We start from the raw sequence: 20,909 nt of genomic DNA on the forward strand, positions 1-20,909 counted from the left end.
CCGGGCAAAAGACATCAAGGATTAATGCGCTATCGGCTGCGCACCGTGTGGTTCACGCACGTGCTTGTACTTGAACAGCGCGATGAACGCGAAGAACAGCACCAGCGAGTACGCCGCGAAGATCAGCCACACGGGCTGCCAGTTAGTGATGCCGTTAGTGGTGTACATCTCTACCACTTTACCGCTCACCACTCCGCCCAGAATACAGCCGAAGCCGTTGGTCATCATCAGGAACATACCCTGCGCGCTGGCGCGGATTTCAGGCTTCACCTCTTTTTCCACAAACACCGAACCGGAGATGTTGAAGAAGTCGAAGGCGCAGCCGTAAACGATCATCGACAGCACCAGCAGCACGGTGCCGAACGCGCTCGGGTCACCGTAGGCGAACAGGCCGAAGCGCAACATCCATGCCGCGATACTGATCAGCATGACGTTTTTGATGCCGTAGCGGCTCAGGAAGAACGGAATGGTCAGGATGAACAGCGTCTCAGAGATCTGAGAGATGGACATCATTACCGACGCGTGCTCGACGATAAAGCTTCCGGCAAACAGCGGGTTGTTATCGAAGCTGTGCAGGAAGGTGTTGCCGAACATGTTGGTGATTTGCAGCTCAGCGCCCAGCAGCATGGAGAAGATAAAGAAGATCGCCATGCGCTTGTTTTTGAACAGCGCGAACGCGTCCAGGCCGAGCATGGCGCTCCAGCTCTGGTTTTTCTGCTGGTTAGAAACCGGAATGTGCGGCAGCGTCAGGGTAAATACGGCCAGCACCACGGAGAGCGCCGCACCGATATAGAGCTGCATATGGCTCAGTTCAAAGCCCGCGAAGCTCACGCCCCACATCGCCATGATAAAGCCGATGGTGCCCCAGATACGGATCGGCGGGAAGTCGGTCACGATGTCCATGCCCGCAGACTTGATGCGGTGGTAGGAGATGGTGTTGATCAGGCCAAGCGTTGGCATATAGGCCAGCGAGTTAAGCAGGATCACCATGAACATTGCCCCCGGCGTGGTCACCTGGGCTGCCATAAACAGCGTCCCCGCGCCCACCAGATGGCAAAGCATGTACAGCCATTTCGCACTCAACCATTTATCCGCCACGATGCCCAGCAGCGTTGGCATGAAGACAGCCGCAATACCGAGCGAGCTGTATACGGCACCGATTGACGCTCCGTCGAACTTGAGCGTTACAAACATATAGGAGCCGAGCGTGGTCAGCCAGCTACCCCACAGGCAGAACTGCAGAAACGACAATATTTTAAGCTGCAGCTTAAGGTTCATGTTACTTTCCTCACAAGTGAGCGGGAGATATGTTGTTATAGGAACATTCAGGGTTGTTATTTGATGCAATTCTATCAGTTGGCAACGATATGTTTTGTTACCTCCCGCAAAAAAATGCAATCCACATTAATTTGCAGTTTGGATTGTGATGCAAATAACATTTTCGTATGGGTGGGGTGAGTGAGTGCGGCCTGATGCCCTCACCCTGACCCTCTCCCACGGGGAGAGGGAAAGCAGAACACCTTCTCTTTGCAGGAGAAGGTGTGTTGATTATCGACGACGATAGTTCTTCTGCGCCGTATTCACCTTATACAGATAGCGGCGTGATTCCGCAGACGGGTGGCGGGTGGTGAGGGTTGAGTAGACATCCCCCGGCGCCATGCTGTTGATGATGTTTGCGGCCTGCACCTTGTCATTGGAGAAGACGCGCAGCACGCTGCCCGCACCGCCGTTATAGGCGGTGATCACCGCATAGCGGCGCGACGTTGGGTTATCAATGCCGCCCAGGTACACATTGTTCAGCATCGCCAGGTAGGCCGTGCCGGTATCAATGTTGCTCTGCGGATCGAACAGATAGCTGCGGCTCGGCGTGCCGGATTTGCCCTGCGCGCGGAAGACGTCTTTACCGGCGCTGTGCTGCACAACCTGCATCAGTCCCAGGGCGTCGGAACGGCTTACCGCGTACGGGTTGAACGAGGATTCGGTCTGCATAATCGCCAGGATCAGCGACTCATCCACGCCGTACTTACGCGAGGCCTGACGCACCATCCCAATGTACTTATGCGCACGCTTGTCGAGGTGGTTCGGGACGAGGTTGATGGTGACGCTGTAGATAATCTTCAGGCCGTTAGAGCGGCTTTTCAGGCGCGTCTGCAGCAGATAGTCGGCAAATTTCGTGGCGCGACCTTCCCAACGGATCGGTTGACCGGTCTGATCGACAACCTGGCCGTACAGGAACGGCTCTTTCGAGATAGTGATATCGTCGGCATCGGAGTAGAGATCGATAGATCCCGGATCGTCACCCATCAGCAGGGTTTTGATAATCGCCTGACGGAGTCGTGCCGCAGGGTCGGTGCCTGCAATGGTCTCAATCGTGATCGTACCCTCATCAAAGTTGATGTGGCTACGGGTCTGATAGGCATCGGTGTACTTAACGTAGTCCTTAGGTCCGGCAATAAGAACTTCGTTAAATCCCCATATATTCTCGATGTTGTGGGCAAACTGCCCCATCAAAATGTCAAAACCGTTGGTGTCCTTGATCCAGGCTTCGTTGTAATCTTCGCCTTTTTTTGACGAACACGAGACAAGCAACGGCGCAACAAGGGCTAGCGCTAATAGTTTTTTCATCATTCCGGGAGTGCGTGTTGTGTTTGCTTAGTCGTTGCTATTGCCCGGCGGCGCTACGCTTGCACGGGCCTACGGTTTTGTAGGCCGGGTAAGCGCAGCGCCACCCGGCAACAGCCGCTCGATATTATTTTTCCGGTGGCGTATAGCCTTCGATGTGCACGTCTTTGCCTTCAAACAGGAAGCTCACCATCTCCTGCTCCAGCAGCTTGCGGTGTTCCGGGTTCATCATGCTGAGTTTTTTCTCGTTGATCAGCATGGTCTGCTTTTTCTGCCACTGTCCCCAGGCTTCTTTGGAGATTTCATTGTAGATGCGTTTACCCAGGTCGCCCGGATAAAGCTGGAAATCCTGGCCCTCAGCGTCACGCTGCAGGAAAGTACAAAAAATCGTTCTGGCCATACTCATTCCTCTTTTTCTTGTCGATGCTAAACCATTGCACCGGCACGTAATTGCTGTAACAGGCGCTCCACGGGAGCCGCCAGTCCGACTGATGGCGGTTGCGCTAAGTTATACCAGAGAGCGGTGCCTTCATCCATGCACGAGGCAAATGACGACACGGGAAGCCACATGGGGACAATATCCAGGTGGAAATGGCTGAAGGTATGGCGAAACGCGGTCAGCTGCGTCAGGTTATCGGCAGCAATCCCGCGCTGTTTAAGCCATTCACGCAGCAAGTCTTCATTTTCAAACTGTGGGAAGCAGTATAGACCACCCCACAGACCGCTCGGCGGACGCTGGGCAAGGAACACGTCGTCGCCGTGCTGCATCAGCAGCATATAGCCGGTGCGCTCCGGCAGCGTCTGTTTGGGTTTCTTGCCCGGATATTGCGCCCATGAATGGTTGGCATACGCCACGCAGATATTATTCACCGGGCAGAGTTCGCATTTTGGTTTTGAGCGCGTGCAGACCATCGCGCCGAGATCCATCATCGCCTGGTTGAAACGCTCGACGCCGTTGGCCGGGGTGACCTCTTCACTTATTTCCCAAAGACGTTTTTCAACGTCCTTCTTCCCCGGCCAGCCGTCGACGGCATAGCAGCGTGCCAGCACGCGCTTCACGTTGCCGTCGAGGATCGGGAAATGCTTGCCTAAAGACAGGGAGAGAATAGCGCCTGCGGTTGAACGTCCGACGCCGGGGAGATCGGCCACCTCATCGAAGGTTTCCGGGAATGTCCCGTTGTGGCGCGTGGCGACCTGCTGTGCGGCTTTGTGAAGGTTACGCGCGCGGGCATAGTAGCCAAGCCCGGTCCACAGGTGCAGCACCTCGTCCAGCGGCGCGTTGGCCAGATCGGTCACCGTCGGGAAGCGCGCCATAAAACGCTCAAAGTAAGGGATCACCGTGGCGACCTGCGTTTGTTGCAACATCACCTCGGAGAGCCATACTTTGTAAGGCGTTTTTTCAATTTGCCAGGGCAGGGTTTTACGCCCGTATTTGTCGTACCAGTCCAGCACCTGGGCTGAAAATTGAGAGGCTTGCATGGTCATCGATTCGCATAATCAGGGACGCAGATTGCAGCACAGCGTCAATCTGCTGTAAACCGGATCTTTCCCATGCTTGCATAGAAGCCTTAACTTTGGATAATGCCCGTTTCCCGAACAATCTCACAAGCAGACAACTCTTTTATGAAAAACGACGTCATTTCACCGGAATTTGATGAAAACGGTCGCCCGCTGCGCCGTATTCGCAGCTTTGTCCGCCGTCAGGGCCGCCTGACAAAAGGGCAGCAACATGCGCTGGACAACTACTGGCCGGTGATGGGCGTTGAGTTCAGCGAGCAGCCTCTGGACTTTACTGAACTGTTTGGCCGCGAAGCACCCGTCACGCTGGAGATCGGCTTTGGTATGGGCACCTCGCTGGTGACCATGGCGAAAGCCCGCCCGGAGCAGAACTTCCTCGGTATCGAAGTCCACTCCCCGGGCGTGGGGGCATGCCTGGCAACGGCCCATGAAGAGGGCGTTGAGAACCTGCGCGTGATGTGTCACGACGCGGTGGAAGTGCTGCATAAAATGATTCCTGACAATTCTTTAACCATGGTTCAGCTCTTTTTCCCTGACCCGTGGCACAAAGCACGTCATAATAAACGCCGTATCGTTCAGGCGCCGTTTGCCGAGCTGGTGAAAAGTAAGCTGAAGCTGGGCGGTGTCTTCCATATGGCGACCGACTGGGAACCGTATGCGGAACATATGCTGGAAGTGATGTCGTCGCTGGATGGCTATAAAAACCAGTCAGCGAGCAACGACTATGTACCGCGTCCGGAATCGCGTCCGGTAACGAAATTTGAACAGCGTGGCCATCGTCTTGGTCACGGTGTATGGGACTTAATGTTCGAGAGGGTGAAATAATGGCAAAGAATCGTAGCCGTCGTCTGCGTAAAAAGATGCACATCGAAGAATTCCAGGAAGTGGGCTTCTCCGTTGCGTGGCGTTTCCCGGAAGGCACCAGTGTAGAACAGATCGATCAGGACGTGGATGCGTTCATCAACGACGTGATTGAGCCAAACAAGCTGGCCTTCGACGGTAGCGGCTACCTGGCATGGGAAGGTCTGATCTGCACCCAGGAAGTGGGTAAATGCACCGAAGAACATCAGGCGCTGGTTCGTAAATGGCTTGAGGACCACAAGCTGGAAGATGTCCGCGTCAGCGAACTTTTCGACGTTTGGTGGGACTAATAAAGCAAGTACGGGGCCAGCATTAGCTGGCCCATTTTGTCTGAGGGAGTGTTTAAGATGCGCAAAACGTTGCTGGCGGTTGCTTTACTGGCAATCGGATCCACCGCCCATGCGGATTATCAATGTAGCGTCACCCCGCGTGATGACGTGGTGTTAAGCCCGCAAACCGTGCAGGTCAAAGGCGAGAACGGCAATCTGGTGATTACGCCGCAGGGGAACGTCACTTTTAACGGCAAGCAGTACAACCTGACTGCCGCACAGCGTGAGCAGGCGAAAGACTATCAGGCCGATTTGCGTACCGCGCTGCCATGGATTAATGAAGGCGCGCTGACCCGCGTTGAGAAAAGCCGCATCGCGCTGGATAAGATCATCACCAAAGAGGTGGGTGAGAGCAGCAACATGCGCACCCGCCTGACGAAGCTCGATAAGCAGCTTAAAGAGCAGATGAACCGCATTATCGAGACGCGCACCGACGGCCTGACGTTCCACTACAAGGCGATTGATGAAGTGCGTGCCGACGGGCAGCAGCTGGTGAATCAGGCGATGGGCGGCATCCTGCAGGACAGCATCAACGAGATGGGCGCCAAAGCCGTGCTGAAAGGCGGCGGTAACCCGCTGCAGGGCGTGCTGGGCAGTCTGGGCGGCTTGCAGACCTCCATTCAGAACGAGTGGAAGAACCAGGAAGATGATTTCCAGCAGTTCGGCAAAGACGTGTGTAAACGCGTGGTGTCGCTGGAAGATAGCCGGAAGGCGCTGGTGGGGACGCTTAAGTAAGATCTCTGCGCGCTGGGCCCCTCACCCTAACCCTCTCCCCAAAGGGGCGAGGGGATGGTTTGCTCCCTCTCCCTTTCAGGGAGAGGGCCGGGGTGAGGGTTGCAGCATTTGCAGTGTTTCAAGGATCTTTTCTAACACCGCCTCTTCGTTATCCCAGAGTTCGTTATTCCAGAATCGAATGACATGCCAACCTTTCTCGTTAAGCCAGCACGTTCTTTGACGATCGTATTTCTGTTTTTCATCATGTTGCCCGCCATCCAGCTCAACAGCCAGACGAGCCGCGCAGCAGGCGAAATCCAGAATGTAGTTTCCTACCGGATGCTGTCGGCGAAATTTATGATTTTCAAAACGGCGGCTGCGCAGTAGATACCAAAGCCGCCTTTCTTCTTTTGTCAGCTCACGTCTGAGCTGTTTTGCATAAGAACGAGTAATTTCCATCCCCACACTCTGCCAGCCTTTCCCTCAGCTGGCAGAACGGGATGCAAAATCCTGAATCAGCCTTCAGGATTCTTCGGCGAGGAACAGCTCAAGAAGGGAGTTTAAGAACAGTTTGCCGTGCTCGGTTATCTGCCAGTATTCCTCGCTCTCGGTCAGATACCCCTGGGCCAGCGCCTCGTCGATCTGTGGGCGAATCACCGACTCCGGCAGCCCGGTGTAACGCGAAAATTCCGCGCGCGGCGCGGCTTCCAGCAGACGGAAGCGGTTCATAAAGTACTCAAACGGCTTATCCGCCGCCTCAACGTCGTGCTGACGCTCCAGGTAGCGGCCTTCCATATACCCGCGCGGATGGCGGGTTTTGGCCGTGCGCAGAATGCGCCCGTCCGGAAAGGTCACCTTGCCGTGCGCGCCGCAGCCAATCCCCAGATAGTCGCCAAAGCGCCAGTAGTTCAGGTTGTGCTGACACTGATAGCCCGGCTTCGCGTACGCGGACGTTTCATACTGCTGATAGCCCGCAGCGGTTAGAAGCCTATGGCCCTGCTCGAAGATATCCCACAGCTCGTCGTCGTCCGGCAGCACCGGCGGGCGGGAACCGAACAGCGTGTTTGGCTCGATGGTGAGCTGGTACCACGACAGATGCGGCGGGTTCAGTTCGATCGCCTGGCGCAGGTCGTCCAGCGCCTCTTCCAGCGACTGGTCCGGCAGGCCGTGCATCAGATCCAGGTTAAAGCTGCGAAGATTAAGCCCGGTTGCCAGGTGTGCCGCGCGCTTCGCCTCTTCCGGGCCGTGAATGCGCCCAAGACGTTTTAGCTTCGGCTCGCTAAAGCTCTGCACGCCGATGGAGATGCGGTTCACGCCCGCGCGCTGATAGTCGACAAAACGGTCGGCTTCAACGGTGCCGGGGTTGGCTTCCATCGTAATTTCAGCATCCGCCGCCAGGTTCAGGCGCGCACGCACGCCGTCCAGCAGCGTCTGCATCGCCGGGCCGGACAGCAGGCTCGGCGTACCGCCACCAATGAAAATGGTCTTAACTTCACGTCCCTGTGCGTAAGCGACATCGGCGTCCAGGTCGGCCAGCAGATGCGCAACGTAGTCATCGTGCGGCACTTCGCCCTTCAGCGCGTGCGAGTTGAAATCGCAGTACGGACATTTCTGCACGCACCACGGGATGTGAATATAAAGACTCAGAGGCGGCAAATTAGCCATTACGCAGTGCTTCCAGTAACAGTTTCAGCGCGCGTCCACGGTGGGAAATCGCGCTTTTCTCTTCGCGGGTCAGTTCCGCAGCGGTTTTGCCCTCGGTCGGGACAAAGAAAATCGGGTCGTAGCCAAAGCCGCCGCTGCCAGCTGCTTCACGGGTTATCACGCCCGGCCAGCTGCCGTGGCAGACGATCGGCGTAGGGTCTTCCGCGTGACGCATATAGACCAGCACGCAGTGGAACTGGGCGGTGCGCTGTTCGTCCGGTACGTCTTTCAGGGCGACAAGCAGCTTTTCCAGATTCTGCTGGTCGGTGGCGTCAACGCCGGAATAGCGCGCGGAGTAAATCCCCGGCGCACCGCCGAGAAAATCCACGGCCAGGCCGGAGTCGTCGGCAATCGCGGGCAGGCCCGTAATCTGCGCAGCGTGGCGTGCTTTCAGGATCGCGTTTTCGATAAACGTCAGCCCCGTCTCTTCGGCGGACTCCACGCCAAGATCGGTCTGGGCGACCACGTCCAGCCCAAAGTCATTTAATAGCGAGGCCAGCTCGCGCACTTTACCGGCGTTGCCGGTCGCGAGAACAACTTTCTGCATGGTTTAGTCCTGTTCTTTCAGAGCCGCGACTTCCGTCGGGATAGATTGCGGATTAAGGATTTTTACCTGTTTATGTCGCCCAAGTTCACCTTTTTCAATGATGACCTGGCTTTTGGCGACGCGAAACTGTTTTGCCAGATATTTGGTCAGATGCGCGTTCGCCTGGCCGTCAACCGGCGGGGCGGTGATGGCGACTTTTAACTCGTCGCCATGCAGCCCAACAATACTGTCACGGCTGGCTTTGGGCTGAATATACAGCCGCAAAACCAGCCCGTCAGCGCAGGTGCTTACGGCACTCATAGCGCCATCCACAGCCCCGGCAGCAGCATGTTGCCAGTGGCCTGTAACAGCTCGGCAATCCCCATATTGGCCACATAGAGCAGCAGAACCAGGATCATCGGGGAAAAGTCGATGCCGCCCATAGACGGAAGCAGGTTACGGATCGGACGCAGCAGCGGCTCGGCCAGCTGAATCAAGGCATACTCCACCGGGCTACGCCCCTGGCTTACCCAGCTCATGATGGCCATGACCAGCAGCACCCAGAAAATCAGCAGGCCGACGGTTTTGACCAGAATCAGGACCGCAGCAATCCAGATAATCGGCTGGAAGGTAATGACCATAAACAGCACGATTGCTTTGATAACGCTCAGAATAAACGCCACCAGCAGAGACGAACTGTCGATGGGACCCATCGCCGGGATAATACGGCGCAATGGTCCGACAATAGGTTGCGTGATTTTCACGACAAACTGCGAGAACGGATTGTAAAAATCACAGCGGGCCCACTGCATCCAGACGCGCAGCAAAAGCGCCATCGTATACAGCTCAAGCACAGTTGAGAGCAGGAAAGTCAACGTCTTCATGGCGTTCCTCAGGTTTCCTTATTATTTTGAGTAGTCGCGCGCACCGAAAATTGCCGTGCCGATGCGCACCATAGTGCTGCCTGCCGCGATGGCGGCTTCCATATCATCCGACATGCCCAGAGAAAGCGTGTCTACCGTGTTATAGCGCGCTTTAAGCGCCTCAAATGCTACAGCCATTTGCTGTGCCACGGCAAACTGCCTTTCATAACTTGACTCAGGTGCCGGAATGGCCATCAGCCCGCGCAGGGTTAAGCGCGGCAGTTCGGCCACCTCTGCGGCCAGCGCGTCCAGCTCGCTCAGCGCAATGCCGGACTTGCTGTTTTCGTCGCTGATGTTGACCTGAATAAGCACGTTGAGTGCCGGCATGTCTGCCGGACGCTGGTCATTCAGACGGGTAGCAATGCGCAGACGGTCGATGGTATGGCACCAGTCGAAGTGCTCTGCCACAAGACGGCTTTTGTTCGACTGCAGCGGGCCAATAAAGTGCCATTGCAGACTCGTCTTCCCCTGTTCCCGGAAGTAGCGAATTTTATCCACGCCTTCCTGCACGTAGTTTTCACCAAACGCCCGCTGGCCTGCATCAATGGCTTCTGCGATGGCGCTCGCAGGCTTGGTTTTGCTGACTGCAAGCAGCGTAATTTCTTCTGAAGCCCGGCCGCAACGCGTTGCAGCGGCTGAGATTTTGTCCCGGACCTGTGCCAGGTTATGCGCAATGTCGTTCATTTTCCGAGGAGTAGTCTATGGATGTGGAAGAAATTGTGGCCCTTAGTGTAAAGCATAACGTCTCCGATCTACACCTGTGCAGTGATTCACCGCCGCGCTGGCGCAGATTAGGCCGGCTTGAGCCTGCTCCCTTTCCGCCTCCCGACGTTGGGGCGTTATTAAAAGCGTGGCTCAACGATGAGCAGCAGGGAACCTGGTGGGCGAACGGGCAGGTGGACTTTGCCGCGACGGTAACGGGAGGCCAGCGTCTGCGCGGCAGTGCCTTTAAGCAGATGAGCGGTATCTCTGTGACGCTGCGGCTGTTGCCGCGTACCTGCCCGCAGCTCGCTTCGCTGGGCGCGCCGCGGGCAATCCCGGAACTGTTATCCAATGATGCCGGGCTGATTCTGGTGACAGGGGCAACCGGCAGCGGCAAATCCACTACGCTGGCGGCGATGGTCGATTTTCTTAATCGTCATGCTGATGGCCATATCCTCACGCTTGAAGATCCGGTGGAGTTTATCTACCAGAGTGAACGTTGCCTGATCCAGCAGCGGGAGATAGGCCAGCACAGTCCGTCATTTGCCGAAGCGCTGCGCAGTGCCTTGCGCCAGGATCCGGACGTTATTCTGCTGGGAGAGCTGCGCGACAGCGAAACGATCCGCCTGGCGCTAACGGCAGCGGAGACCGGACATCTGGTGTTGGCGACGCTGCATACGCGCGGGGCGTCGCAGGCGATCGAACGGCTGGTCGATACGTTCCCGGCGCAGGAGAAAGATCCGGTGCGTAACCAGCTGGCCGGCAGCCTGCGGGCGGTGCTGGCGCAAAAGCTGCTTCCCGATCTACAGGGCGGGCGCGTCGCGCTGTATGAACTGCTGGTGAACACCGCAGCGGCGGCGAATCTTATTCGTGAAGGGAAAACGTGGCAACTGCCCGGCATCATCCAAACCGGTCAACAGGCAGGAATGCAGAACTTTGACCAGAGCCTGGCGGAGAGACGGGCGCAGGGGCGGCTGTAGGCCCCTGCGTTTAAAAGCCCTGTTCGAAATAGCTTTCGAGGATGATGACTGCTGAAGCGGAGTCCACGCTGCCTTTGTTGAGCGCCCGGAAGCCGCCGTGCTCAAACAGGCCCGCACGCGCTTCGACGGTGCTAAGACGCTCGTCGTGAAGCTTCACGGAGACGCCAAAGCGGCCATGGATTTTATTGGCGAACTTACGCGCCCGGGCGGTAAGCGGCTGTTCGGTGCCATCCATGTTCAGCGGCAGCCCAACAATCACGTCATCCGGCTGCCACTCTTTGAGCAGACGCTCGATAAGATTCCAGTCAGGCGTGCCGTCATTAGCCTTCAGGGCCGTGAGCGGACGCGCGGTACCGGTGATGCGTTGACCCACGGCGACGCCAATGCTTTTGGTGCCAAAATCGAAGGCCAGAAGCGTTCCGCTCATCAGGCATGCCCCGCTACGCCAGGCATGGTCAGGATATCAATACCGATTAATTTCGCCGCGTCACGCCAGCGATCGGCGATAGGGGTTTTAAACAGGATATTCATGTCCGCAGGCGCGGTAAGCCAGGCGTTATCGAGGATCTCTTGCTCAAGCTGGCCTTTCTCCCACGACGAATAGCCCAGCGCTACCAGCACTTCAGAAGGCTGCTCTGCGGTGCCCAGCGTTTCGAGCACGTCACGCGAGGTGGTGATAACGGTGTTGTCGGAGATACGAATGCTGGAAGAGAATACCGGCGGCGTATGCAGGATAAAGCCGCGATCTTCTGCAAGAGGTCCACCCAGCATCACGGGTTTATCAAGCCGGATTTCCGGCAGTCGCGCTTCAGCCGGGATTTTCAGCTTGTCCAGAATCCCTTCAACCTGAAGATTTTCCAGCGGTTTATTGATGATAATGCCCATCGCGCCGTCTTCATTGTATTCACAAATATACACCACGGCGCGGCGAAAAATCGGGTCCTGGAGAGCAGGCATGGCAATAAGAAAGTGATGCTGTAAATTCATTGTCAGAGGTACTGTTTCCTGGTTTAAAAAGCGACAGCGCCCAGTATGGGGACAAACACAGGCGCTGTCACTAATAGTATTGTTAGGTTATTTCTGTAAACGTTTTTCGATAGCGTCCATCAGCATTCCGGTGATCGAAATCGGGAATTCCGCTTCAATTTCACGAATGCAGGTCGGGCTGGTGACGTTCACTTCGGTCAGGCGATCGCCGATGATATCCAGGCCAACGAAGATCAGGCCTTTGGCTTTCAGCGTCGGGCCAACGCGGCGGGCAATTTCCCAGTCGCTTTCGGTCAGCGGACGGGGTTCGCCACGGCCACCGGCGGCCAGATTACCTCGGGTTTCGCCGCCCTGCGGGATACGTGCCAGGCAGTAAGGAACCGGTTCGCCATCCACCACCAGAACGCGTTTGTCGCCGTCTTTGATCGCCGGAATATAGTTCTGCGCCATGCAGTAACGCGTGCCCAGCTCGGTCAGCGTTTCGGCAATCACGCCAATGTTCGGATCGCTCTCTTTCACGCGGAAAATTGACGCGCCGCCCATGCCGTCCAGCGGCTTCATGATGATATCGCCGTGCTTCTGCCAGAACTCCTTCAACTGGGCTTTGCTGCGGGTCACCAGGGTTTCCGGCGTCAGGTCAGAGAACCAGGCGGTGTAGAGCTTCTCGTTGCAGTCGCGCAGGCTCTGCGGCTTGTTGACGATCAGCGTTCCTTTCTCTTCAGCGCGTTCGAGAATATAGGTGCAGTAGATGTATTCGGTATCGAACGGGGGATCTTTACGCATCAGGATGACGTTGAGATCGGCCAGGGCAATGTCCTGCTCGGTGCCTAACTCGTACCATTTGTCGTAGTTCTGCTCGACGTTAACGATGCGGGTGCGCGCGCGGGCTTCACCGTTGATCAGGTAAAGATCGTTCATCTCCATATAGTGGAGTTCATAGCCGCGACGCTGCGCTTCCAGCAGCATGGCGAAGCTGGAATCTTTCTTGATGTTAATGTTTGCGATGGGGTCCATCACGATGCCGAGCTTGATCATGTTCTTCTCCGTTAATGCTTCAACCCAGATCGCCAAACCGTACCTGTAGCGCGGTAATGGCCGTGAGTGCCGTTGTCTCAGTGCGCAGAACGCGAGGTCCCAACAGAATATCAGTAAACTGGTAACGTGCCGTCATCGCAATTTCGTCCGCCGACAGGCCGCCTTCGGGGCCAATCAGCAGGCGTACGCGCTCAACGGGCAGGGGCAGCGTATTGATGCTGGCGCTGGCGCGCGGATGAAGATTGAGCTTCAGCCCACTGTCCTCTTCTGCACACCACTCCTCCAGATCCATCGCCGGGCGGATCTCCGGAATACGGTTGCGGCCACTCTGTTCGCAAGCCGCAATGGCAATTTTCTGCCACTGCTGGATCTTTTTGTTCAGACGTTCCGCATCCAGTTTAACGCCACAGCGTTCAGAAAAAAGTGGCGTAATGAGGCTTACACCCAGTTCAATGGATTTCTGAATGGTGAACTCCATTTTCTCACCGCGCGACATCACCTGGCCCAGATGGATGTGCAGCGGTGATTCCCGGTCATCCACTTCGCCACGCAGCACGTTAACGTGCACGCTTTTTTTATCAGACCGCGTGATTTCCGCGTCGAAAACCTGGTTCGAGCCGTCGAACAGCTGTATTGCCTGACCTGCGCCCATGCGCAGCACGCGGCCAACGTGGTTGGCGGCGTCATCAGACAGGGCGATTTCGCGGCCTGTGGTAATCAGTTCAGGATGGTAAATGCGGGGAATGCGCATAGTCAGAAATTCCATGTGTCATGCGATATAAGCGAATGGCCGTAGTGTAGGTTAGCTCTTTTGCGCCTGGCAAGCCCGCTGGACGTAAGGGTTGTGATTCCCCTGGACTCTGGCGATACGTTCGTCGCGCTGGCATTCCCACTCCGTCACCGGGTACTGCTTGTCCCAGGCGTTGAACAGCTGCGTCTGCTGGCGGGAAAGGTTGAGGTCGTAACGGTCACGCATATAGAAGTAGGTGCGGGCGATACTGCCGCGCGCGCGGGCAGGGGGCTCGGCGACTTTCTCTTTAAAATCAACCTTCATACCGCACTGGCCGTACTGGCCTTCGCCACCGTTCCACTGGCTGTACATGAAATTACCGCGGTCGCCGTTCACTTCACCTACGGCAGGCTGCAGGTTATGCATATCGCTTTCCATCTGGCGGTAAACCGGATCTTTGGAACAGTTTTTACGTCCGCCATCCTGCCAGCACTGGCGCTGGTGGCCAAACTGCCAGGCCGGAACGACATGCTCCCATTCGATGCGGCTGGCGCGGTTTTCGTTTTTACGCACCTTATAGCCGCAGGACTCAAGGTCAACGACCCCTTTTTTACCCTGCCAGTTAATTTTACAGCCGCAGTAGAAATCGCCCGGCACATCGGCGTTCACCTTCACGCCTGCTGCCTTGGCCTGGGAAAAACTGTTGATACCGTCGGCCAGCGCATGGCCTGAGAGCGCCGTCGTCAGAAAGGCGACCGCGAGAGAAAAATTACGGGACATCTTACACTCCGTGTCAAAACGAGCCCGCAACGTAACGAATGTTGTTCCTGTATGCAATCAGTCAGATCAGGAAAGTTCCTGAAAGTTCAGATGATTATTCCGCAACCAGCGGCTCGCCGCATTTGACGCAGCGGTAAGTCGCCTCGCCGCGCACCACGCGATTATGGCGGCGGACGGTAAGCTGGTGCTGCTGACACTGGCAGCGGTAGGGGAAGGTATTGCGGCGCACCGATTCCAGCTCGAACTGATGGGTACGGCGTGCCGGAACGCCGAGCACCGCTTCCATCATCCACTTCCACTCTTTCCCGTGGGGCGCGACGCGTCCGAAGTGTTTCCACACCAGCAGATGCGCCAGCTCGTGCGGCACCACTTCTTCGATAAACGCCTGCTGGTTTTCCATCATCAGCACCGGGTTAAGGCGGATCTCATACGACTCGAGCCAGGCGGTGCCGGCCGCGGTGCCGCGCTGCTGATAAACGATTTTAGGTTCAGGGTAATTGCGACCGAGCTTCAGGTTCGCCTGGGCGAGTTTTTCCCGCAGGCAGCGCATAACGGCTTGCTGAAGGGCGATGGGGAGACGGGGTGCTTTCATAGGGGCAGAGCATAAAGCGCGAAGCGGGGAGGCGCAAGAGGCGCCTCCCGCATGAGGATCAGTCGTGGGCGCCGATTTCGCGCAGAGGACGACCTTTCATCAGGTTACGTTCAATATGTTCCAGAGAAACGTGTTTGGTTTCTGGAACCAGCCAGATAGTCAGCACAATAAAGAAGATATTCAGACCGGCGTAGACCCAGAAGGTGTTCGCGTTGCCCAGGGTATTGAGCATGGTCAGGAACGTTGCGCCGACGATCATGTTGGCAATCCAGTTGGTTGCGGTAGAGCAGGTGATACCAAAATCACGCCCTTTCAGCGGCTGGATCTCAGAGCACAGCACCCAAATCAGCGGGCCGGCGCTCATCGCAAAACCGACGATAAACATCAGCAGCATGCCCACCGCAAAGTACTGGGCGGTTGGTGAGTGAATACCCACATGCATCATGGTACCGAGGACACCCATACCGACCGCCATCACCAGGAAGCCCAGCGTCAGGGTTGGCTTACGTCCCCAGCGGTCCACCAGACCGATAGCGATAAAGGTCGCCAGCACGTTGGTCAGACCCACGATGACGGTCCCCCACATCTGCTCGGTGGTGTTGGTATAGCCCGCCAGCTCAAAGATTTTTGGCGCGTAATACATGATGACGTTCATCCCGGTGAACTGCTGCATCACCTGAAGCAGTACGCCGAGGAACACCGCGCGGCGGAAGTTGCTGTTCTCTTTAAACAGCGCCCAGCCGGACTGTTTGACCTTCAGGCTTTCGCGGATCTCTTCCAGCTCGTTTTTCGCTTCGGCGCTGGTGTCGCGCAGGCGCATCAGTACGCGTTCGGCATCGTGGAATCGACGCTTCGCGGCAAACCAGCGCGGGCTGTCCGGCAGGAAGAAGACCCCAATCAGCAGCAGAATGGCCGGGATGATGATCACGCCGAGCATCCAGCGCCATGCGCCGCTGTAGCTAAACGCGGTATCTGAAAGGTACGCGCCCAAAATACCGATGGTGATCATGAGCTGATACATCGAAATCATACTGCCACGGATTTTCTCCGGTGCGATTTCAGACAGGTAAAGCGGGGCGGTATAGGATGCCACGCCCACGGCCAGGCCGAGCAGCACGCGGGAAACCAGCAGGACCTCAACGTTAGGCGCTGCGGCAGAGAAGAGTGAACCGGCAACGAACAGGATCGCGCCGATCATCAGGCTCTTTTTACGCCCGAGCTTGAAGGAGAGCCAGCCGCTGCCGACGGCCCCGACGGCCGCGCCAAACATCATTGAGCTGACCACCCACTCCTGGGTGTGAGCGCTGATCTGGAACTCGTCAGTGATGAAAGGTAATGCACCGGCAATCACGCCGATATCCAGGCCAAAAAGTAATCCTGCCAGGGCGGCGAGGAAACAGACGAAGAATGTCATCGCCTTGTTGGACGTACGCCCCTGTTTTTTATTGTCAGGCATTCTGCCCTCCAGTTGGGTTATCAGTTTTATTGATGTAAAGGGTAGGTGAGTGACCCGTAAAAATATGTGAGATTAATCACATAGGTGTAATCGGTTACACTAGCGTGAAACCGTAAAAATAATTAAAGCTTTGAAAATATAGAGGTAAACGAGGTGATACGCATCGCGTTTGTTTGAATTTCGGACTTAACTGAAATGAAATGTAACGGCAGAAGAAAGGCGATCAGGCAAAGAGATTATTCTGAAAGCGGGATATATTTGGCATGGTGTAAGCGGTTTCAAACATTGCCGGGTGGCGGCTGCGCCTTACCCGGCCTACCAACACCGCAAAACCCGTAGGCCCGTGCAAGCGAAGCGCCGCCGGGCAAAGATGATTGAACAAATGCAAAAGGCCAGCCCGAAGGCTGGCCTTTTATAAAGCAGCTGTCAGTCGATTACTTCAGACCGGCAGCTTCACGCAGCAGGGCGGCTTTGTCGGTTTTTTCCCATGGGAAATGTTCACGACCAAAGTGACCGTATGCAGCGGTTTCTTTGTAGATTGGGTGCAGCAGATCCAGCATCTGAATCAGACCGTATGGACGCAGGTCGAAGAACTCGCGCACCAGCAGCGTCAGCTGTTCTGAAGGCACTTTTTCAGTACCGAAGGTTTCAACCATGATGGAGGTTGGTTCAGCCACGCCGATAGCGTAGGAAACCTGGATCTCACAGCGGTCAGCCAGACCGGCAGCAACGATGTTTTTCGCCACATAACGTGCAGCGTACGCCGCAGAACGGTCAACTTTAGACGGATCTTTACCGGAGAACGCACCGCCACCGTGACGCGCCATGCCGCCGTAGGTATCAACGATGATTTTACGACCGGTCAGACCGCAGTCACCCATTGGGCCGCCGATAACAAAGCGTCCGGTTGGGTTGATGAAGAATTTGGTCGCAGAGCTCAGCCATTCGGTCGGCAGAACCGGCTTGATGATCTCTTCCATCACTGCTTCCTGCAGGGATTTCTGATCGATATCTTCGGAGTGCTGGGTAGACAGAACCACCGCGTCAATACCGACGATTTTGCCGTCATCGTACTGGAAGGTGACCTGGCTTTTCGCATCCGGGCGCAGCCACGGCAGGGTGCCGTTTTTACGCACTTCAGCCTGACGCTGCACCAGACGGTGTGCGTAGGTGACCGGTGCTGGCATCAGCACATCGGTTTCGTTGGTTGCATAGCCGAACATCAGACCCTGGTCGCCCGCGCCCTGTTCCAGCGGATCGGCACGGTCAACGCCCTGGTTGATGTCGGGAGACTGTTTGCCAATTGCGCTCAGTACCGCGCAGGAGTTGGCATCAAAGCCCATATCAGAATGCACATAGCCGATCTCACGCACCGTGTTACGGGTGATCTCTTCGATATCAACCCATGCGCTGGTGGTGATCTCACCGCCAACCAGTACCATGCCGGTTTTGACATAGGTTTCACACGCTACGCGCGCTTTTGGATCCTGCGCCAGGATCGCATCCAGCACCGCATCGGAGATTTGGTCAGCAATTTTATCAGGATGTCCTTCTGATACAGACTCGGACGTAAACAGGTGTTTTGCCATGTTTTATTTCACCTAAGAGGAATTTGGTTAGCTCAAGCTGCTGTGTGGAATAGCCAAAGGAGATAATTCTACCAAGGCCTGCAGGTTTTTGACACTGGCAGTATGAGTGTTAATCAGTATAGATGGATTAACATCTGGATGGCTATTTTAGGTCACTTCTTCGCCCGATTTCCAGTTTTTTTTGACTAACCTCTCACTCAGTTGAAATTGCGGCTGGCAATAATTCCTGACGGCCCCGGCAACACGCACATTTATCTTTTGCTTTTTACCCCTGTTCTCGGTATAAAACGCGGCGCGCGGCTCATTCAAAAAAGCGCTCGATGAACTCATCGTGTCGCCACTTCCAGCCGGGTTAAGCAGTGAACTTTTAGCTTTGGCTTGTGGTCCGTTTCAGCAGAGGCGGCCGTGGAGGTGATAACAGATAATGAACCATCGTTTTCCGCTAATTCAGCGCAGCCGTTCTGGCGCGTATTTGATTCCCGCAACCCGCATTTCTAGTCTGCAAACCTGCCGATGTTATACCCATCTCGGCGCTTCTCAGGATTCAAGGGCCGGTTACGCTCTGTGAAAACTGAACAAGGGCGCTCTTGTTAATACAAGAGTTTTCTCGTGGTTTCGCCGAACCTTGTCATACAGAGTTCGGATACGTGTTTTACAATGATATGAATAAGAAACCGGTCGCACGGTCTGGTTTTCAGCATACTCTGCTGGGAAACGGAGCCGTTTATGGGTTGTTATCGCCGTATAACGCTGCGATAGTAGTCAACTGTTTTACACTTAATACAAAGAGTTGAGGTTCGCTATGTCTGACGACATGTCTTCTTTTTCGCCTTCGTCAGCGGGCGAACAGGGTGTACTACGTTCTATGCAGGAGGTTGCGATGAGCTCCGAGGAAGCCAGCAAGATGCTGCGCACTTACAATATTGCCTGGTGGGGCAATAACTACTACGACGTCAACGAACTGGGCCACATTAGCGTCTGCCCGGATCCGGACGTCCCTGAAGCGCGCGTGGACCTTGCCAAACTGGTGAAAGCCCGTGAAGCTCAGGGCCAGCGTTTGCCTGCACTGTTCTGCTTCCCGCAGATCCTGCAACATCGCCTGCGTTCTATTAACGCCGCCTTCAAGCGCGCGCGTGAGTCCTACGGCTATAAAGGCGACTATTTCCTGGTTTACCCGATCAAGGTGAACCAGCACCGCCGCGTGATTGAATCCCTGATCCACTCCGGCGAGCCGCTGGGCCTGGAAGCAGGCTCCAAAGCGGAGCTGATGGCGGTTCTGGCGCATGCGGGCATGACCCGTTCGGTGATCGTCTGTAACGGCTATAAAGACCGTGAATACATTCGTCTGGCGCTGATTGGCGAGAAGATGGGCCACAAGGTCTATCTGGTTATCGAAAAGATGACCGAAATCGCCATCGTGCTGGAAGAGGCTGAGCGTCTGAACGTGGTGCCGCGCCTTGGCGTGCGTGCGCGTCTGGCGTCACAAGGTTCCGGTAAATGGCAGTCCTCCGGCGGTGAAAAATCCAAGTTCGGCCTGGCGGCAAACCAGGTGCTGCAGCTGGTGGAAATCCTGCGCGAGCGCGGTCGTCTGGACAGCATTCAACTGCTGCACTTCCACCTCGGCTCGCAGATGGCCAACATTCGCGACATCGCCACCGGCGTGCGTGAATCCGCGCGGTTCTACGTGGAGCTGCACAAGCTGGGCGTGAATATTCAGTGCTTCGACGTGGGCGGGGGCCTCGGCGTGGACTACGAAGGGACGCGCTCGCAGTCTGACTGCTCGGTGAACTACGGCCTGAACGAATACGCGAACAATATCATCTGGGCGATCGGCGATGCCTGTGAAGAGAACGGCCTGCCGCACCCGACGGTGATCACCGAATCCGGTCGCGCGGTCACCGCGCACCATACGGTGCTGGTCTCTAACATCATCGGCGTTGAGCGTAGCGAAATCTCCGAGGCAACGCCTCCGGCAGACGATGCCCCGCGTTCCCTGCAAAGCATGTGGGAAACCTGGCAGGAAATGCACGAGCCGGGCACGCGCCGTTCCCTGCGCGAATGGCTGCACGACAGCCAGATGGACCTGCATGACATTCACGTGGGTTATTCTTCAGGCACCTTCAGCCTGCAGGAGCGCGCGTGGGCGGAGCAGCTCTACCTGAACATGTGCCATGAAGTGCAGAAACAGCTCGACCCGAGCAACCGCGCGCACCGTCCGATTATCGACGAGCTGCAGGAGCGTATGGCGGATAAGATTTACGTCAACTTCTCGCTGTTCCAGTCGATGCCGGATGCCTGGGGTATCGATCAGCTGTTCCCGGTTCTGCCGCTGGAAGGGCTGAACCACGCGCCGGAACGCCGTGCGGTGCTGCTGGATATCACCTGTGATTCCGACGGCGCTATCGACCACTACGTTGACGGCGACGGTATCGCAACGACGATGCCAATGCCGGAGTACGACCCGGAGAACCCGCCGATGCTGGGCTTCTTTATGGTCGGTGCGTATCAGGAGATCCTCGGCAACATGCACAACCTGTTCGGTGATACCGAAGCGGTGGACGTGTTCGTGTTCCCTGACGGCAACGTTGAAATTGAGCTGTCCGATGAAGGGGACACCGTGGCTGACATGCTGGAATACGTTCAGCTGGATCCGAAAAAACTGCTCACCCAGTTCCGCGATCAGGTGAAGAACACCGGTCTGGACGATGCGCTGCAGCAGCAGTTCCTGGAAGAGTTTGAAGCGGGTCTGTACGGGTACACCTACCTGGAAGACGAGTAGCCGCTGATGCCCGGTGGCGCTGCGCTTACCGGGCCTACGAATGTAGGCCGGATAAGGCGAAGCCGTCATCCGGCATAATGCT

25 protein-coding genes are annotated in these 20,909 nt (G+C 56.2%); 6 read left to right on the plus strand and 19 right to left on the minus strand.

The annotated features are described in order from the left end of the window. Positions 1–21 precede the first annotated feature (21 nt). The 4 genes from AB8846_RS06530 to mutY form a co-directional block, all read right to left on the minus strand. Complete coding sequence (locus AB8846_RS06530) at positions 22–1,278, minus strand: nucleoside permease (RefSeq protein ID WP_063144910.1); 1,257 nt, start codon at positions 1,276–1,278, stop codon at positions 22–24. A 270-nt stretch (positions 1,279–1,548) separates the two neighbouring features. Then, positions 1,549–2,625 carry a membrane-bound lytic murein transglycosylase MltC gene (gene mltC, locus AB8846_RS06535; protein WP_032660036.1) on the minus strand — a complete coding sequence of 359 codons (1,077 nt, stop codon included), beginning with the start codon at positions 2,623–2,625 and terminating at the stop codon, positions 1,549–1,551. 124 nt (positions 2,626–2,749) lie between these two features. Continuing rightward, on the minus strand, positions 2,750–3,022 hold the full coding sequence (locus tag AB8846_RS06540) for an oxidative damage protection protein (RefSeq protein ID WP_023309138.1): 273 nt from the start codon (positions 3,020–3,022) through the stop codon (positions 2,750–2,752). A gap of 26 nt (positions 3,023–3,048) precedes the next feature. Next, the gene (gene mutY / locus AB8846_RS06545) at positions 3,049–4,107 is read right to left on the minus strand and encodes an A/G-specific adenine glycosylase (RefSeq protein ID WP_370732346.1); all 1,059 of its coding nucleotides are present in this window, start codon (positions 4,105–4,107) and stop codon (positions 3,049–3,051) included. A 138-nt stretch (positions 4,108–4,245) separates the two neighbouring features. Between mutY and trmB the strand changes: the two genes are divergently transcribed. Genes trmB through AB8846_RS06560 form a run of 3 tightly spaced genes read left to right on the plus strand, consistent with a single transcriptional unit; the run spans position 4,246 to position 6,065 of the window. Then, positions 4,246–4,965, plus strand: a complete 720-nt coding sequence (gene trmB / locus AB8846_RS06550; RefSeq protein WP_023333355.1) for a tRNA (guanosine(46)-N7)-methyltransferase TrmB — start codon at positions 4,246–4,248, stop codon at positions 4,963–4,965. After that, positions 4,965–5,291 (plus strand): YggL family protein, encoded by a 327-nt coding sequence (locus tag AB8846_RS06555; protein ID WP_014885198.1) that lies wholly within the window; start codon positions 4,965–4,967, stop codon positions 5,289–5,291. Before trmB ends, AB8846_RS06555 begins: the two co-directional genes overlap by 1 nt. A 57-nt stretch (positions 5,292–5,348) precedes the next feature. After that, the gene (locus AB8846_RS06560; RefSeq protein WP_370732347.1) at positions 5,349–6,065 is read left to right on the plus strand and encodes a DUF2884 domain-containing protein; all 717 of its coding nucleotides are present in this window, start codon (positions 5,349–5,351) and stop codon (positions 6,063–6,065) included. A gap of 75 nt (positions 6,066–6,140) precedes the next feature. Here the strand turns inward: AB8846_RS06560 and AB8846_RS06565 are convergent, their stop codons facing one another. The 6 genes from AB8846_RS06565 to AB8846_RS06590 form a co-directional block, all read right to left on the minus strand. Then, positions 6,141–6,503 (minus strand): endonuclease domain-containing protein, encoded by a 363-nt coding sequence (locus tag AB8846_RS06565; protein WP_074147313.1) that lies wholly within the window; start codon positions 6,501–6,503, stop codon positions 6,141–6,143. A gap of 63 nt (positions 6,504–6,566) precedes the next feature. Beyond that, on the minus strand, positions 6,567–7,709 hold the full coding sequence (gene hemW, locus AB8846_RS06570; RefSeq protein ID WP_370732348.1) for a radical SAM family heme chaperone HemW: 1,143 nt from the start codon (positions 7,707–7,709) through the stop codon (positions 6,567–6,569). Continuing rightward, a complete protein-coding gene (locus tag AB8846_RS06575; RefSeq protein ID WP_032660047.1) occupies positions 7,702–8,295 on the minus strand; it encodes an XTP/dITP diphosphatase in 594 nt (197 codons plus the stop codon). The genes hemW and AB8846_RS06575 overlap by 8 nt, the downstream gene beginning before the upstream one ends. A 3-nt stretch (positions 8,296–8,298) precedes the next feature. Then, complete coding sequence (gene yggU / locus AB8846_RS06580; RefSeq protein WP_023333349.1) at positions 8,299–8,595, minus strand: DUF167 family protein YggU; 297 nt, start codon at positions 8,593–8,595, stop codon at positions 8,299–8,301. Continuing rightward, entirely contained in the window at positions 8,592–9,158 is a 567-nt protein-coding gene (locus tag AB8846_RS06585; RefSeq protein WP_063144916.1) for a YggT family protein, read from the minus strand. The genes yggU and AB8846_RS06585 overlap by 4 nt, the downstream gene beginning before the upstream one ends. A 21-nt stretch (positions 9,159–9,179) precedes the next feature. Continuing rightward, positions 9,180–9,881: a YggS family pyridoxal phosphate-dependent enzyme gene (locus AB8846_RS06590; protein WP_331411279.1), complete on the minus strand. Its 702-nt coding sequence runs from the start codon at positions 9,879–9,881 to the stop codon at positions 9,180–9,182. Between the two features lie 17 nt (positions 9,882–9,898). Here AB8846_RS06590 and AB8846_RS06595 point away from each other — a divergent pair, with 17 nt between their 5' ends. Then, positions 9,899–10,879, plus strand: a complete 981-nt coding sequence (locus AB8846_RS06595) for a type IV pilus twitching motility protein PilT (protein ID WP_063144918.1) — start codon at positions 9,899–9,901, stop codon at positions 10,877–10,879. Positions 10,880–10,889: 10 nt separating this feature from the next. On the opposite strand, the gene ruvX is transcribed toward AB8846_RS06595, so the two are convergent. The 9 genes from ruvX to AB8846_RS06640 form a co-directional block, all read right to left on the minus strand. Continuing rightward, a complete protein-coding gene (ruvX, locus tag AB8846_RS06600; protein ID WP_021242076.1) occupies positions 10,890–11,306 on the minus strand; it encodes a Holliday junction resolvase RuvX in 417 nt (138 codons plus the stop codon). After that, positions 11,306–11,866 carry a YqgE/AlgH family protein gene (locus AB8846_RS06605; RefSeq protein ID WP_008499752.1) on the minus strand — a complete coding sequence of 187 codons (561 nt, stop codon included), beginning with the start codon at positions 11,864–11,866 and terminating at the stop codon, positions 11,306–11,308. The genes ruvX and AB8846_RS06605 overlap by 1 nt, the downstream gene beginning before the upstream one ends. An 87-nt stretch (positions 11,867–11,953) precedes the next feature. Beyond that, on the minus strand, positions 11,954–12,901 hold the full coding sequence (gene gshB / locus AB8846_RS06610) for a glutathione synthase (RefSeq protein ID WP_370732350.1): 948 nt from the start codon (positions 12,899–12,901) through the stop codon (positions 11,954–11,956). Positions 12,902–12,920: 19 nt separating this feature from the next. After that, positions 12,921–13,652 carry a 16S rRNA (uracil(1498)-N(3))-methyltransferase gene (gene rsmE, locus AB8846_RS06615; protein ID WP_370732351.1) on the minus strand — a complete coding sequence of 244 codons (732 nt, stop codon included), beginning with the start codon at positions 13,650–13,652 and terminating at the stop codon, positions 12,921–12,923. A gap of 51 nt (positions 13,653–13,703) precedes the next feature. Further along, a complete protein-coding gene (gene endA, locus AB8846_RS06620; protein WP_121424609.1) occupies positions 13,704–14,411 on the minus strand; it encodes a deoxyribonuclease I in 708 nt (235 codons plus the stop codon). Positions 14,412–14,505: 94 nt separating this feature from the next. Then, on the minus strand, positions 14,506–15,003 hold the full coding sequence (locus AB8846_RS06625; protein WP_063144920.1) for a SprT family zinc-dependent metalloprotease: 498 nt from the start codon (positions 15,001–15,003) through the stop codon (positions 14,506–14,508). Positions 15,004–15,061: 58 nt separating this feature from the next. Next, positions 15,062–16,459 carry a galactose/proton symporter gene (gene galP / locus AB8846_RS06630; protein WP_063144921.1) on the minus strand — a complete coding sequence of 466 codons (1,398 nt, stop codon included), beginning with the start codon at positions 16,457–16,459 and terminating at the stop codon, positions 15,062–15,064. A 434-nt stretch (positions 16,460–16,893) separates the two neighbouring features. Beyond that, complete coding sequence (gene metK / locus AB8846_RS06635; RefSeq protein WP_010435443.1) at positions 16,894–18,048, minus strand: methionine adenosyltransferase; 1,155 nt, start codon at positions 18,046–18,048, stop codon at positions 16,894–16,896. 147 nt (positions 18,049–18,195) lie between these two features. Next, positions 18,196–18,378 carry a hypothetical protein gene (locus AB8846_RS06640; protein ID WP_370732352.1) on the minus strand — a complete coding sequence of 61 codons (183 nt, stop codon included), beginning with the start codon at positions 18,376–18,378 and terminating at the stop codon, positions 18,196–18,198. A gap of 332 nt (positions 18,379–18,710) precedes the next feature. Here AB8846_RS06640 and yqgB point away from each other — a divergent pair, with 332 nt between their 5' ends. Together yqgB and speA are read left to right on the plus strand one after the other, a co-directional pair. After that, positions 18,711–18,842, plus strand: coding sequence for an acid stress response protein YqgB (gene yqgB, locus AB8846_RS06645; protein WP_127312443.1), 132 nt, complete (start codon positions 18,711–18,713; stop codon positions 18,840–18,842). An 8-nt stretch (positions 18,843–18,850) separates the two neighbouring features. After that, positions 18,851–20,827 carry a biosynthetic arginine decarboxylase gene (gene speA, locus AB8846_RS06650; RefSeq protein ID WP_023309121.1) on the plus strand — a complete coding sequence of 659 codons (1,977 nt, stop codon included), beginning with the start codon at positions 18,851–18,853 and terminating at the stop codon, positions 20,825–20,827. Positions 20,828–20,909 lie beyond the last annotated feature (82 nt).

Source organism: Enterobacter sp. KB-221C9, assembly GCF_041320715.1.
In the GTDB taxonomy this organism is placed as follows: domain Bacteria; phylum Pseudomonadota; class Gammaproteobacteria; order Enterobacterales; family Enterobacteriaceae; genus Enterobacter; species Enterobacter asburiae_D.

Coding starts and splice junctions, on each gene's coding strand:
- rsmE (WP_370732351.1), bottom strand. CDS start 13,652: ATGCGCATTCCCCGCATTTACCATCCTGAACTGATTACCACAGGCCGC.
- endA (WP_121424609.1), bottom strand. CDS start 14,411: ATGTCCCGTAATTTTTCTCTCGCGGTCGCCTTTCTGACGACGGCGCTC.
- AB8846_RS06585 (WP_063144916.1), bottom strand. CDS start 9,158: ATGAAGACGTTGACTTTCCTGCTCTCAACTGTGCTTGAGCTGTATACG.
- speA (WP_023309121.1), top strand. CDS start 18,851: ATGTCTGACGACATGTCTTCTTTTTCGCCTTCGTCAGCGGGCGAACAG.
- ruvX (WP_021242076.1), bottom strand. CDS start 11,306: ATGAGCGGAACGCTTCTGGCCTTCGATTTTGGCACCAAAAGCATTGGC.
- AB8846_RS06530 (WP_063144910.1), bottom strand. CDS start 1,278: ATGAACCTTAAGCTGCAGCTTAAAATATTGTCGTTTCTGCAGTTCTGC.
- AB8846_RS06595 (WP_063144918.1), top strand. CDS start 9,899: ATGGATGTGGAAGAAATTGTGGCCCTTAGTGTAAAGCATAACGTCTCC.
- galP (WP_063144921.1), bottom strand. CDS start 16,459: ATGCCTGACAATAAAAAACAGGGGCGTACGTCCAACAAGGCGATGACA.
- gshB (WP_370732350.1), bottom strand. CDS start 12,901: ATGATCAAGCTCGGCATCGTGATGGACCCCATCGCAAACATTAACATC.
- AB8846_RS06560 (WP_370732347.1), top strand. CDS start 5,349: ATGCGCAAAACGTTGCTGGCGGTTGCTTTACTGGCAATCGGATCCACC.
- AB8846_RS06640 (WP_370732352.1), bottom strand. CDS start 18,378: ATGAGTTCATCGAGCGCTTTTTTGAATGAGCCGCGCGCCGCGTTTTAT.
- AB8846_RS06565 (WP_074147313.1), bottom strand. CDS start 6,503: ATGGAAATTACTCGTTCTTATGCAAAACAGCTCAGACGTGAGCTGACA.
- AB8846_RS06555 (WP_014885198.1), top strand. CDS start 4,965: ATGGCAAAGAATCGTAGCCGTCGTCTGCGTAAAAAGATGCACATCGAA.
- AB8846_RS06540 (WP_023309138.1), bottom strand. CDS start 3,022: ATGGCCAGAACGATTTTTTGTACTTTCCTGCAGCGTGACGCTGAGGGC.
- AB8846_RS06625 (WP_063144920.1), bottom strand. CDS start 15,003: ATGAAAGCACCCCGTCTCCCCATCGCCCTTCAGCAAGCCGTTATGCGC.
- AB8846_RS06590 (WP_331411279.1), bottom strand. CDS start 9,881: ATGAACGACATTGCGCATAACCTGGCACAGGTCCGGGACAAAATCTCA.
- trmB (WP_023333355.1), top strand. CDS start 4,246: ATGAAAAACGACGTCATTTCACCGGAATTTGATGAAAACGGTCGCCCG.
- yggU (WP_023333349.1), bottom strand. CDS start 8,595: ATGAGTGCCGTAAGCACCTGCGCTGACGGGCTGGTTTTGCGGCTGTAT.
- metK (WP_010435443.1), bottom strand. CDS start 18,048: ATGGCAAAACACCTGTTTACGTCCGAGTCTGTATCAGAAGGACATCCT.
- mutY (WP_370732346.1), bottom strand. CDS start 4,107: ATGACCATGCAAGCCTCTCAATTTTCAGCCCAGGTGCTGGACTGGTAC.
- mltC (WP_032660036.1), bottom strand. CDS start 2,625: ATGAAAAAACTATTAGCGCTAGCCCTTGTTGCGCCGTTGCTTGTCTCG.
- yqgB (WP_127312443.1), top strand. CDS start 18,711: ATGAATAAGAAACCGGTCGCACGGTCTGGTTTTCAGCATACTCTGCTG.
- AB8846_RS06605 (WP_008499752.1), bottom strand. CDS start 11,866: ATGAATTTACAGCATCACTTTCTTATTGCCATGCCTGCTCTCCAGGAC.
- hemW (WP_370732348.1), bottom strand. CDS start 7,709: ATGGCTAATTTGCCGCCTCTGAGTCTTTATATTCACATCCCGTGGTGC.
- AB8846_RS06575 (WP_032660047.1), bottom strand. CDS start 8,295: ATGCAGAAAGTTGTTCTCGCGACCGGCAACGCCGGTAAAGTGCGCGAG.